Source organism: Mesorhizobium sp. LSJC269B00, from assembly GCF_000502815.1.
Taxonomy (GTDB): domain Bacteria; phylum Pseudomonadota; class Alphaproteobacteria; order Rhizobiales; family Rhizobiaceae; genus Mesorhizobium.
Genome location: NZ_AYVN01000002.1, coordinates 347,609 through 359,897, shown reverse-complemented (window position 1 = coordinate 359,897; position 12,289 = coordinate 347,609). Strand labels below are relative to the sequence as shown.

Here is a 12,289-nt window from a genome sequence, read left to right as displayed (position 1 = left end):
CATGATCGACAGACGCGAATTCATTCTGGCCATCGGGGCTACGGGACTGCTGACGGCTTGCCAGAGCGGCCCGCCTAAACCGTCCGTCATAACGGTCAATTTGGCCGGTGGGGCCGGCATGAACCCGGGACCGGGCGGCGGCGACAGGCCGGTAACGGTAATGGTCTTGCGGCTGAAGAGCACCGGCGCCTTCAATTCGGCCGATTATTTCGCCCTGCAGGGCGGTGCCGGCTCCGCACTTGGCGGCGATCTCATCGGCTCCGACACGATTTCCGTCGGACCCGGCAAGACCGCATCGAAGACCATCACGGTCGAGCCGGAAGTGGCCGCACTCGGCTTCGTCGCGCTGATCAGGGAACCCGGCGGGCGCAACTGGCGTACGACCAAATCGGTTTCGCCGGGATCGAAGTTCACCGTCAATGTGAAGCTCGGCAGCGGCGGCATTTCCGCCTAAAGCGCGTCGCGTTTGAACGCGATCAGGCGACGCGCTTTAGGTCTTTGTTTTTATGCATGTCGTTCTCTCAAAACCGTGACCACTTTTGAGCGACATGCATTGGGCGGCGAAATCCGCAAAGCCGCCAAGGTGATGAGCAGGAAGCAGAGAGTGCCGGCATGAGCGATGCAAACAGGGTGCTGTGGTCGGAGGGGCTTTTCCTTCGCACCCAGCATTTCCAGCAACAGGACCGCTTCTTCGAAGCGACGGTGCGCGGCGCCTTGCAGGCCGGGCATCTGCATACGTTCGGCTTTCGAACGTTGACGCTCGATCAGGCACAGCTCGATGCCGGCCAGATCTCGGTGCTTTCGGCGCGCGGCATCTTTCCCGACGGGACGCCGTTCGCGATCCCTGAGACGATGGATGCGCCGCGGCCGCTGGCGGTGACGCCGGAGATGGGCGCGGGGCCAGTGCTGATCGCACTGCCGCTCGAACCGCCCGGCGGCGTCGGCTTCGACCCGGCTCACGCCGAGCCGTCAGGCGCACGCTATCGCGGCCGGATCGTCTGGGTGCGCGACGCCGTGCATGGCGGCTCCGACCCCGAGGAAATCGAGATTGCGCGGCCGCAGGCGCTGTTGCTGGCGCCGGGCACGGCCGTCGGCGGTTACACCGCGCTGCCGGTGGCCGAGCTCAAGGGCGTGCGCGCCGATGGCGGCGTGGCGCTCGACGACACCTTCCTGCCGCCGACCTTGGTCATCGGCGCGGCGTCCTGGTACAGCCGCCTGCTGCAGGAAGTGGTCACCGGCCTCGACCAGATCGCCGAGGCGCATGGCAAGATGGTGCTGGGCGGCCCCGGCCGCAGCGTCGAGGATCTTCTGATCCTGAACCTGGTCAACGCCGCGCGGCCGCGGCTGGCGCACATGCTGGCGCAGGACGTGTTCCATCCGGCCGAGGTCTACATGGAACTTGCCGGCCTTGCCGGCTCGATGGCGACCTACGGTTCGAGCGCAAGGCGGCTCGGCGAACTGCCTGTCTACGACCACATGGCGCCCGGACCCGCCTATTCGGCGCTGGCCGACGCGCTGCGTTCGCTGATTCTCAGCCTGCGCTACATCGAGCCGAAATCGCGCGCCCTGCCGGTCATGCGCCATGCCACCAATGTGTGGAAGATCCGCATCGACAACCCGAAACTTCTGGTGGCGAGCCGCATCGTGGTGCGGATCGGCTCCGAACTGTCGGAGGATGCCTTGCGCAAGATTTTCGTCAACCAGGCGACGGTCGGCTCGGCCAGCGAATTCGAAGGGCTGTGGAAATCACGCCTGCCCGGCATTCCGCTGAAGCCCCTTCATTCGCAGCCGCGCGAAATTCCCTATGACGGCGACCGGCTGTGTCTCGAACTGGACCAGAAAAGCGAGCACTGGGCCTCGCTGCTCGAAGCGCCGGGTTTTGTGATCGGCGTTTCGGGCGTGCTGCCCAGCGAACCGCAGGTCGACTGCTACTCGGTCAACAGGTGAGATGATGAGCAGGGACGATCCGTTCGGACTGTCCGAGGATCGCGAGCGGACGCGCATTCGGCTGAGCGGAGCGCCAACGCCGCGCGCCATGCCGCTGCCGGCGTCAGGCGTGACCGCGAAACGCTCCGCGCGCGCGCATCCGAACGTGCTCGTCAACGCGTTCTCGCCGCTGCTGGAATTTGCACCCGAACTCGAAAACGCGCAGCCGCCTGAGAACCCGGAAGCCCTGCGCACCAGGCTGCTCGACGAACTTGTGCGCTGCCGCGACGCCACCATGGCGCAGGGCTCCTCGCTCGAGCGCGCCGACCAGGCCGCGTGGCTGGTGGCTGCGTTGCTTGATGATCTGGCGCTGAACACGCCGTGGGGCGGCGCCAGCGCATGGCCACGCCAGCCGCTGGTGGTGATGCTGCGCGGCGACGTCGATGCCGGCGCGCAGTTCTTCGCCCGGCTCGAAGAGCTTGAACGCCATCCCAATCGCGACCGCGAAATGCTGGAGTTGCAATATCATTGCATGGCGCTCGGCTTCCGCGGCAAATATCGCGTTCCGGGCCGCTCCGGCGACCGTTCGCTCAATGCGGTGCGTGTGGCCGCGGCGCGTTTCCTGCGCGACAGCGACGCCGAAGGCGCACCGCTTTCGCCCAACTGGAAGGGCGTGATCGCCTCCGACGAACCGCAGCGCTTCATCGTGCCGATCTGGGTGATGGTTGCGGCGGCGGCGGTGATCGCCACCGCCATCCATATCGGCCTGTCGATGAGCCTGAGCAGCCAGGCGGTCGAGCTTTCGGCGCTGGTTCGCGCCTTGCCGCCGCCGACGCGTACGGATGTAACCCGCGCTTCGCCGAAGGTCGACGCGCCGCCGCCGGTGGCGGTCGATTTCGCGCTGCTGCCGGAATTCCAGGCGGCGGCGCCGGACGAGCTCAAGAGAGCGCTGAGCGGCACGGAGAGCGTGTCGCTGGCGCGGCTGGTCATCCAGGCCTCCAATCCCGAACTCTTCCAGTCGTCGCGAGCACAGCTGACAGACGGCTTCGATCCGCTCATCGCCTCGGTCGCCAAGGTGATCCTCGAGAATCAGGAGTTGATCGGCGATATCACCGTGGTCGGCCACACCGACGGCGTTCCCTTGCAAAAGACCAACCCACTGTCCACCAACCAGCGGCTGTCTGAAGCCCGCGCCGCGGAAATTGCCGATATCCTGGTTCAGAACGGCGTGCCTAAGGAGCGCGTGCGCTCCGAAGGCCGGGCCGCCACCGATCCGGTGGCCGACGACGGCACACGCGAAGGGCGGGCCTTGAACCGCCGCGTCGAAGTGCTGGTCGAAAAGAGGCTGTGACATGTTCATCCTGCGCTTCCTCTGGGCGGTCCTGACTTCGCGTTTCCTGTGGACGCTGATCGGCCTGGCGCTGCTGTCGCTGATCATCTGGGTATTCGGCCCGATCGTACGGGTCGGCGACTATGTGCCGATGGCGTCTGAGACGGTGCGCATCGTCATCATCGCTCTTCTGGTGATCTTCTGGCTGATCTGGCTGATTGTCGCGCAGCGCCGCGCGATCCGCGCCAACCGCATGTTCGTCGCCGAGATTTCCGCCCCGGTCGAGGAAAAGCGGCTCAGCCCGGGCGAGGAAAACGTCGCCGCGGTCGGCGCCAAGTTCCAGGACGTCATGGTCGAGTTGAAGCGCCGCAAGCTCGGCGGCCGCAAGTTCCTGCGCGAGATGCCGTGGTATGTGATCGTCGGCCCCCCGGCGACCGGCAAGACGACGGCCTTGCGCCAATCCGGCCTCAACTTTCCGATCGACCTCACCGACGATCTGCAGGGCATCGGCGGTACCCGTAACTGCGACTGGTTCTTCTCCGAAAACGCAGTGATGATCGACACCGCTGGCCGCTATGTCCAGCAGGAAAGCCAGCCCGATGTCGACGCCGTGGAATGGCTGGGCTTCCTCGATCTGTTGAAGAAGCATCGTGGCCGTCGTGCGCTCAACGGCGTCATCGTTGCGCTTGGGATCGACGCGCTGTCCGAGGGCGACGAAGCCGTCAAGGCGCATGGCCGCAAGATCCGCAGGCGCTTGGCCGAGCTCGAAGAGCGGCTGGAAATCCGCTTGCCGGTCTATCTCATGCTGACCAAGGCCGATCTGATCAGAGGCTTCGAGGCTTTCTTCGGCGGCCTGTCGACGGCGGCGCGCGAACAGGTATGGGGGACGACCTTCCCGCTCGACGCGCGCGTCGATGCCAAGGCGATCGCGGGCGAAATCACGACGCTGTCGAGGGAGCTGGAAAAGCGGCTGGTGCCGCGGCTGGAGGATGAGGACAAGCTGGCCGAACGGGCCGAGATCTTCCGCTTTCCCGCACAGCTGCAAAGCCTGTCCGAGCCGATCCAGGTGCTGGTCGAGGCGATGTTCGGCGAGAGCCGCTACGAGGAGGCAGCCTGGCTGCGCGGCCTCTATCTCACCTCGGCGACCCAGGAAGGCGCGCCGATCGACCGGCTGACCGCGGCGCTCGCCTCCTCCTTCGGCCTGCCGGCACGACGCACGATGCCGACGCAGCGCTTCGAGAAGCGCAGCTTCTTCCTCAAGAACCTTTTGACCGAGGTGATCTTCAAGGAGGCCGGGCTCGGCACCTTCGATCCGCTGGCGCAGCGCCGCCGCAGCTGGATCTGGCGCGGTGCCGCCGCTGCCAGCGCGGCTGCGGCCATACTCGCCGGCGGCCTGTTCACCTGGTCCTACTACGACAATCGCAACGCCATCGCCGCGCAAGCCGGCCAGTTCGAAGCACTGCAGGCGCCGCTGACGTCGACCGCCGCGACGCCCGCCTCGGTGCTGCAGCCGGCTATGGACGTTGCCCTGACCGCCATGGACGAAGTCGCCAATGCCAGGACTGCGCCTCCCAACAAGGCACAGGACCTGCTCGGACCATCGGCTTCGGCCGAGATGATGCGGGCGCAGACCGACACCTATGACCACGCTCTGCGCAACGTGCTGGAGCCGCGGATGGTGGCGTTGCTCGAAGCGACCATGTGGCGGCAGATCCGCGATCCGGACTTCATGCTGGGGGCGCTCAAGACCTACCGCATGATGACCGGCCTGTCTCAGATGGACTCCGACTTCGTCGAGAATTGGTGGGTGAACGACCTGCCCGAATTCGCGCCGGCCGCGCCCTTCCCGACCGCCGATGCGGAAGAACACCAGTTGGCCGCGATCCGGCGCATGGCGGTCGACGACAGCTACATCGCGCCCGACCAGGCGCTGGTCGCCGAAGCGCTGAAAACGGTCTGCACGATCTCGCTGCCGGCGCGGGCCTACAAGCAATTGCTGGCCGATCCGGCGGTGGCCGGATTGAAGGAATGGATCCCCGCCAATTTCGCCGGGCCGAACGGCGCCAAGGTGTTTTCGCGACGCTCCGACAAGACGCTGCGCGTCGGCATATCAGGCGCCTTCACCTATGACGGCTTCCACGACGCGATCCTCGACCGGGTCGAGGATGTGGCCGCCCAGGCGGCACTCGACCGCGCGGTGTTTGCCGGCGGTTGCTCGGAAAATTCCGAGACCTCGGTGTCGGCGCTGTCGGAAGATATCCTGAAGCTCTACTATGACGATTACATCGCGCAGTGGGACAGTTTTTTGCGCGACATGCGGCTGGCGCCGCTCAGCGACCTCAACATTGCCAGCGAGAATCTGAAAGACCTTTCCAGCGCCGATTCCGCGCTGAAGCGGCTGCTGACGGCGGTGGTCCAGGAGGTCGACCTCACCCGCTCGGACGAGGCGCCGACCGACGACAAGGCGGCGGCGAAGGGCGGCTCGAAACTGCTGGGCAAACTCGGCAAACTGGGCAAGATCGTCAAGACTGGCGCCAAGCTGCTGCCGCGCGCAGGATCGGCCAGCGAAGTCGACCTGACCGGCACGCTGGTGGCCGAACACTTCAAGCCGCTCAAGAGCACGATTGCCGAGGTCGACGGCCAGCCGCCGGCGCTCGATGCCGCGGTCGTTGCGCTGACGGCGCTGTCCAATGTGCTGCAAACGGTGACCGCCAATCCCGACCCGCAGGACGCGATCAAGAAACAGGGCGGGCTGGCCGAACTGACCGGCGCCGTCGCCCGCCAGGCACAGATCCTGCCCGACCCGGTCAACACCTGGCTGAGCGGCATTGCCGGCGACACCAGCGGGTTGACGCAGAAGGCCGTGGCCTCCGAGCTCAACGCCATCTGGCGCGCCGATATCCTGCCCTTCTGCCAGGCCGCGCTCAACGACCGCTATCCGTTCAGCCCAGACAGCGCCGTCGACGTCAATGTGCGCGACTTCGCCCGCCTGTTCGGACCGGCAGGGATGATCGACGGCTTCATCAACGACCATCTGATCAGCTATGTGGACACCTCGGCGCAGCCTTGGAAATGGCGTGCCGATTTCGGCCTCGACCCATCGGCGCTCGCCGCCTTCGAGCAGGCGCGGCGCATCCGCGACGATCTCTTTCCCGGCGGTCAGGGCCCGGTGATGGCGTTCACGCTGGAGCCGACCGACCTGTCGCCCAACGTCACCCGCGTGACGCTCAACCTCGACGGCCAGAACCTGGTCTATTTCAACAATGCGACGCGACCTCAGCCGATGACGTGGCCCGGCAAGGACGGCACCGGCGTCATCTCGCTCGCCTTCCAGCCGATCGACGGCTCGCCCGAAATCATGCTCAACGAGACCGGCAGCTGGGCGTGGCTGAGGATGCTGCGCGGCGGCCGCTTCACCGGGACGTCGCTGTCCGATGTCTACAGCCTGCGGCTGGGGACGGAAGGCATGTACGCCGATTTCAAGCTCAAGGCGGCGAGTGTCGAAAATCCCTACAACCTCCAGATGTTCAAGAAATTCTCATGTCCGCCGCAGATCTGAACACCGGCTTCTTTGGCAAGATTCCGGTGACCGGAGATTTCGTCGCCGCAAACCTGCCGCGGACCTTCATCGACCGCTGGGACCGCTGGATGTCGATGGAGCTGCGTGAGAGGCCCGACGGCGGTGAACTCGACCCGCGTGTGTGGCGCTTTAGGGTGCCGGCTGGCATATTTTGCGACCAGCCTTGCTCGGGCGCGTGGCGGATGAGCGAGGATCGTGTCGGGCGGAGATATCCATTCGTGGTCGCCGCCATCGGACTCTCGCCCCGCATGGATGACGGATGGTTCGATGCGGTTTCCGGGATCGCGGGCGACGCGGTGTCGCACTACTGGACGAGCGCCATGGTCACCGAGCGTCTCCACGCGGTTCCGTTGCCGCCAACCAACAGCACGGAGCCCGGAATAGTCTTCTGGTGCGACGGCTGGAGCGTCCACGAATGCCATTTCAAAGATATTCATGATCTGGCCGACAACGGCCTGCCTATCATGCGCACGGCGCCTCTGCCGGCAGAGGAAAGCTGAACATGGCCATTACCGTCTTTGCTGAGAACATGGGTTTCTTCCATAAGGGCAGCAATGGCAAGGGAATCGCGCCGGGCGATGTCTGTCTGTCGCCGCCGTCACCGCCGGCAGGCCCGGTGCCGGTGCCCTATGTCAATATGCTGTCCTCCTCCGACCTGTCGAATGGCACCAAAAGCGTCAAGATCGACGGCGAACCCACGGCGATCGAGAATTCTTCAGAGATATCGACCAGCACCGGCAACGAGCCGGCAACCCAAGGTCTTGGTGCAGGCGTCATCACCCACAAGATCAAGGGCAAGGGTGTCTTCAAACTGTGGTCGTTTACGGTCAAGGCCGAAGGCAAGGGGGTCGACCGCCATGGCGACATGATGGCGCAGAACACGGCCAGCGATCTGCCCAACTGCATCGATCAGACGGCGATCAATACCTTCAAGGCGTTGTTGAGACGCAAAGGTATCCCGCCAGGCCCCTGTCCCAGCAAGCCTTACGATGCAACGGTCCACCGGCCAGACAAGGATCCTTCCCCAGAGCAGAAGAAGGCAGTCCGCAATAAACCATGTTGGGAATGCGCGCGAGACGACAAACGGGTGAAGCGTGCGCACTGGCGCACTGTAAGGCCAAGCGGCGGAACGCTTACGCGATACGAGGATCCTGTCCATGGAAAGGATATGGCGCGCGGCCCAGGTCATATGACCCATGACCACCAGCCACCGCTGTGCGTGGCCTGGGCGCTTGGAGGATGCAATATGAAACTTGCGGATTTCAAGAAGTATTTCGAACGGGCAAGTCGGGTGAAACCTCACTGTGAAGCGCATTATCGCAGTCAGGGAAGTCAGGCTGAAGCTTATGCCGCCAAGCTGTGAGACAGATGAGCCATGATCGAGATTGCCAAGAGCTATGACGACATCCAGCAGCGCTACATAGCGGAACTGCGCGCGCTCCTCCCTGAGATCAAAGCCTGGTGGAACGGCATCGTCGCGGCAGAAACCTTTGATGCCATCTCCCTAATCTGGCCGACTGGAATCTCCGGACACCCGCGCTTTCTCAATGTCTTTCGAATGTCCTATTTCGAGGTGGAGAACCTAAACCGAAAGAACGAGCACGAGTTCGTGGAAGAGGCCGAGAAGTCACCTGAGGAGAAATGGGGTGTCGACGACCTTGGCGACAGCCCGCGCTATGTTGGCCACATAGACCTGCTAATCGACGATATCCCCAGCAAAGCGCCTGATCTGACCGAGGTGGTCAACGGCTTCATTTTCGTGCCGATAGGGCTCGACCAGGACGAAGAGATCACCTGATGGCGCTGATCACTTACTTTGAAACTGATCGCGGCATTCGTCGCCTGCTACGCCAGCCCGGCTACGTCGAGCCTCGGGATGCGAAAATCGCGGCGCGTAAGCTCGCCCAAAGTTCCGATCGGCACCAGGATCTTTTCGACGGTTACCTGGACGATATCCAAATGGCCTACGAGATGGCGGCGCCTTGGTGGGCCGACACGGTCAAGGCGCAACAACAGCAGGGGTTGGGCCGCGACGAGGCTATCCGCAAGGCGTTCAACAAGCGCGCAGCCGGTGCAGCCGGGCATGGGAATGTGGTCTGGATTGTACGCAACTACTGGCTCGATTGCTGTGATCTCAACAAGAGTTCTGGAGAGATCGTCTACCCTGAAACCCTGCTTCTGCAATGGCTGATCGACGCCAAGAAGAAGGAGCTGGTACGGCTGATCGCCTGTATGCCGTACTGGCCGGTCGGCATGGATGAGAACAGAGCCTGGTGCTGAGCGATGAGCTTTGCTGTCTGGTTGGAAAACCGTACGCCTTTCGAGACTGCGTCTTACACGCTGCCTGACGCGGACGGTCAGGAGGTTTTTCTGGGCCTTTTCTCAGCGAGCTTCGAAGGCGCGGAGGACATGACCTTCCTGAAACCTGCCGAGGAACAACTGCCGGTGACGCTCAGCGATGTCCCTTTCGGCGATCCTGCCCTTTCATCGACGCGATACGAGGCCGATATTGCGATACTGAAGCCCGGCATCGACGTCATCGTCAACGGCACCGCTTGTGCACCAAACGGCAAGCCGGTCCGGGAAATGCAGGCGGGACTGAAGTTCGGACCACTGCAAAAGGTGCTTAGTATCGTCGGAGACCGTATCTACGATGCCGGCAGCTATAGCGCGCCGCATCCATTCACACGGATGCCCATCATCTATGAACGCGCCTATGGCGGCACCAACGCTGATCTGAAGACCGATCCACGCAACCCGCTGGGAGTCGGCTTCGCCAATGCCCGCTCAGTTGATCCAGCAGTGAAGACGCAGGCACCAAACATAACCTACCCGGCCGAACCATTCATGAGTCCCTCGGACAAGCCGCGGCCGGCCGGTTTCGGGGCGCTCGGACGCGGTTGGCAACCGCGCCTGCGGTTGGCAGGGACCTATGATCAGAATTGGATCGACAACCAGTGGCCGTTACCGCCGAAGGACTACGATCCGCGCTACAATCTTGCGGCGCCGGCAGATCAGCAACTTCCAGATCTCAACGGCAGCGATCAGGTCACGCTGATAGGACTGACTCCCGGTGGCCGCTGGAGCTTCAAGCTGCCGCGCGTGGTCGCGCCCATCCGTCTGATCTTCGATGACCGTGTCGAAGATCAAATTTTCAAGGCAGATACGATCATCATCGAGCCCGATATGTTTCGGGTGACGCTCAAGGCCCGGGTGACCGTGACGACGCGACGCAATCGACCTGCATTGCGGGAGCTTGTCTTCGGCCATGTCACACCGGCGCTGATTGCGGCGAAGCGAAAGGGCAAGGACTATTTCGCGCTGCGCGGAACTGACGGTACCATCACCGAACGCCCGGCGTGGCTGCCGTGACGCGGCCACTCTACATCGTCGGCGGTGGCGCGGTGACGCCTGCTGGCCTGAACAGGCGGCAAACGCTCGCCGCGATCCGCGCCGGGCTCTCCGCCTACGAAGAGTACCTGCTGGCCGAGCCTATGGGTGCGTCGCAGGTCGTCTCGCGCATTCCCACTCACTGGTCGTTGAGAACCACGGGCTGGGACTGGCTGGTCAACATGGCGGCGCGCGCGATCATTGACGCGCTTGCATCGACAGGAGCGGACCCGCGCACGACCGTACTTCTGCTGGTATTGCCGGAGCCGTTCAGGAATCATGCAGCCTTCGAAGAAGAAGATCCGTCCAGCTTCCTGAATGCCGTTGTGCGCGCGTGCGGCAACCCATTTCATGAAGCGTCGCGCGCGCTCGACGGCGGTGCCGCCGCAAGCATCGGCGTGCTTGGCCAACTATCCGAGATACTTGGCCAGCCTGGCGTCGAGCGTATCCTGCTCGGCGGCGTCGACAGTATGGTCAACGACAAGGATATTGCGCGGCTCGCCGAGGCGGGGCGGCTGAAGGGCTCCGACAACGCTCAAGGGCTCGTTCCCGGAGAGGCGGCAGCCTTCGTTTGCCTCCAATCGAGGCCGGATCCGAAGTCGCCGGGTCTCGCCGCCATCCACGGCGCTGGCTTTGCCCAAGAAGCCGATACTGTTCTGACGGAGCGATATAGCCAAGGCAAGGCACTGCTCGGTGCGCTTCAAGGTGCGCTGAATGGGACCGGCAATGGTCCGCGTGAGCCCGACATCGTCTTTGTCGTCAGCAATGGCAATGGGGAGCGTTATAGCGGGTGGGAGGCAAACATCGCACGGTCTCGGTTCTATCGCACACGGCGCGAAATCTTGCCGATTGCCTATCCAGCAATGACTGTCGGCGAGGTGGGAGCGGCCGGCGGAGCGCTGGCGCTTCTGGTGGCGGCCGACAGTTTCACCGAAGGCTATGCGCCGGGTCCGGTCGCCATGTGCGAGGTCGCGTCCGAAGCCGGGTTGCGCGCGGCGGCGCTGGTCAGCCAAGTCAAGTCCGCCTGACTACATCCAGGCAGGGAAGCGCTGCGTACGCCGCCAGTCGGCCAAAGGGAGGTCAGGGTTGGCGAAAGAGGCGTGGATCGCGGCGAGCCGCTGCCGACGCATCGAGCGGAATGCGACGTGTTTGCCCGGTCCCCGCCCATGGTCCCACCACGCACTTGCGCGTTCGGCTATTGGAAGCGGCGAGTCCTCAATCTTGGCGAATTGCTTTCCAAGCAGCGCGGGATCGACAGTGAAGACGTTGGTGTCGTTGAAATCGACTTCGAACAGATCGCGCCAAGCTAGGCCCGCGGCATAGGCCGACTGCGGCTCGCGCATGCGTTCGATCAGCCATGGGACGATCGATCTGTCGCCAAGCAGTCCGATGGCGGCTAGAGCCGGCTGTCGCAACGACGATTTGTCCAGACATTTCTGAAGCCAGGCCTTTGCGGAAGTTTGGTCCGAGGCGAGTAAGCGGATGTCGATCACCTCACCTTGCGGAACACTGGCGGAGGCGAGCAAATCATCAAGGACAGGCAGAGCTGTGCGGCTCGCGCCGAGCAGACAAGCGGCGAAAGAGCCTGCCAGCCGCTCCTGCGGCTGGTCGGCAGCGAGACGCTCGATTACCATCGGGAGCAGATCACGGCGTCGCAACCCGCCTGCCAACCGCAGCGCCCGCATGCGGACCTCAGTCTGGCCATTTGTGACCAGTACGCCCAGGCTCGACCTGGCATCGGCGCGATGATGCCAGAGCGCCGCAAGCCCGATGCATTTGAGTATCGTTTCCCTGGAATCGACCCACGTGGCGACAAAAGGACGGAGTTTTTCGCGCGATGTCCGGGCAATGGCGCCTGATATGCCCTTGATTCCAGTCTCGCCAAGCGCGGCGGCGGCTTCGATCACCGCTGCAAGCGGCTTTTCCAATCCCCAATGAAGAGCCAGGCAAGCCATGACAAAGAGTTCTGGGGCTTCCGGATAATCAGAGAAACGTTTGTTTGCCGCCGCCCATGCGGCCTCACCCGATGCGAACAAGCCTTCAAGATTGGCGTCGAGCCGCTG

Annotated in this window: 11 protein-coding genes; 10 read left to right on the top strand and 1 reads right to left on the bottom strand. The window is 63.6% G+C overall.

The window, feature by feature from the left end:
- The first annotated feature begins 1 nt into the window (after position 1).
- The 10 genes from tssJ to X771_RS158735 all read left to right on the top strand — a co-directional run bounded on the left by tssJ (position 2) and on the right by X771_RS158735 (position 11,254).
- Entirely contained in the window at positions 2-454 is a 453-nt protein-coding gene (gene tssJ, locus X771_RS158700; protein WP_023687030.1) for a type VI secretion system lipoprotein TssJ, read from the top strand.
- A 158-nt stretch (positions 455-612) separates the two neighbouring features.
- On the top strand, positions 613-1,947 hold the full coding sequence (gene tssK, locus X771_RS158705) for a type VI secretion system baseplate subunit TssK (RefSeq protein ID WP_023687029.1): 1,335 nt from the start codon (positions 613-615) through the stop codon (positions 1,945-1,947).
- Between the two features lie 4 nt (positions 1,948-1,951).
- Complete coding sequence (gene icmH / locus X771_RS158710; protein ID WP_023687028.1) at positions 1,952-3,277, top strand: type IVB secretion system protein IcmH/DotU; 1,326 nt, start codon at positions 1,952-1,954, stop codon at positions 3,275-3,277.
- 1 nt (position 3,278) lies between these two features.
- A complete protein-coding gene (gene tssM / locus X771_RS158715) occupies positions 3,279-6,815 on the top strand; it encodes a type VI secretion system membrane subunit TssM (RefSeq protein WP_023687027.1) in 3,537 nt (1,178 codons plus the stop codon).
- Complete coding sequence (tagF, locus tag X771_RS1000000165810; RefSeq protein WP_023687026.1) at positions 6,797-7,336, top strand: type VI secretion system-associated protein TagF; 540 nt, start codon at positions 6,797-6,799, stop codon at positions 7,334-7,336. The genes tssM and tagF overlap by 19 nt, the downstream gene beginning before the upstream one ends.
- A gap of 2 nt (positions 7,337-7,338) precedes the next feature.
- A complete protein-coding gene (locus X771_RS1000000165805) occupies positions 7,339-8,199 on the top strand; it encodes a DUF4150 domain-containing protein (RefSeq protein ID WP_023687025.1) in 861 nt (286 codons plus the stop codon).
- A 12-nt stretch (positions 8,200-8,211) separates the two neighbouring features.
- Positions 8,212-8,634, top strand: coding sequence for a hypothetical protein (locus X771_RS158720; RefSeq protein ID WP_023687024.1), 423 nt, complete (start codon positions 8,212-8,214; stop codon positions 8,632-8,634).
- Positions 8,634-9,116: a hypothetical protein gene (locus X771_RS158725; protein WP_023687023.1), complete on the top strand. Its 483-nt coding sequence runs from the start codon at positions 8,634-8,636 to the stop codon at positions 9,114-9,116. Before X771_RS158720 ends, X771_RS158725 begins: the two co-directional genes overlap by 1 nt.
- 3 nt (positions 9,117-9,119) lie before the next feature.
- Positions 9,120-10,208 (top strand): DUF2169 domain-containing protein, encoded by a 1,089-nt coding sequence (locus tag X771_RS158730; protein WP_023687022.1) that lies wholly within the window; start codon positions 9,120-9,122, stop codon positions 10,206-10,208.
- On the top strand, positions 10,196-11,254 hold the full coding sequence (locus X771_RS158735; protein WP_023687021.1) for a hypothetical protein: 1,059 nt from the start codon (positions 10,196-10,198) through the stop codon (positions 11,252-11,254). Before X771_RS158730 ends, X771_RS158735 begins: the two co-directional genes overlap by 13 nt.
- Here the strand turns inward: X771_RS158735 and X771_RS158740 are convergent, their stop codons facing one another.
- Positions 11,255-12,262 (bottom strand): hypothetical protein, encoded by a 1,008-nt coding sequence (locus X771_RS158740; RefSeq protein ID WP_198025810.1) that lies wholly within the window; start codon positions 12,260-12,262, stop codon positions 11,255-11,257. It abuts the gene before it with no gap.
- Positions 12,263-12,289: the final 27 nt, after the last annotated feature.

Excerpts from the sequence above, each read along its gene's own strand:
- X771_RS1000000165805 (WP_023687025.1), top strand. The coding sequence starts at position 7,339 with ATGGCCATTACCGTCTTTGCTGAGAACATGGGTTTCTTCCATAAGGGC.
- X771_RS158720 (WP_023687024.1), top strand. The coding sequence starts at position 8,212 with ATGATCGAGATTGCCAAGAGCTATGACGACATCCAGCAGCGCTACATA.
- tagF (WP_023687026.1), top strand. The coding sequence starts at position 6,797 with ATGTCCGCCGCAGATCTGAACACCGGCTTCTTTGGCAAGATTCCGGTG.
- X771_RS158725 (WP_023687023.1), top strand. The coding sequence starts at position 8,634 with ATGGCGCTGATCACTTACTTTGAAACTGATCGCGGCATTCGTCGCCTG.
- tssK (WP_023687029.1), top strand. The coding sequence starts at position 613 with ATGAGCGATGCAAACAGGGTGCTGTGGTCGGAGGGGCTTTTCCTTCGC.
- X771_RS158730 (WP_023687022.1), top strand. The coding sequence starts at position 9,120 with ATGAGCTTTGCTGTCTGGTTGGAAAACCGTACGCCTTTCGAGACTGCG.
- tssM (WP_023687027.1), top strand. The coding sequence starts at position 3,279 with ATGTTCATCCTGCGCTTCCTCTGGGCGGTCCTGACTTCGCGTTTCCTG.
- icmH (WP_023687028.1), top strand. The coding sequence starts at position 1,952 with ATGAGCAGGGACGATCCGTTCGGACTGTCCGAGGATCGCGAGCGGACG.
- tssJ (WP_023687030.1), top strand. The coding sequence starts at position 2 with ATGATCGACAGACGCGAATTCATTCTGGCCATCGGGGCTACGGGACTG.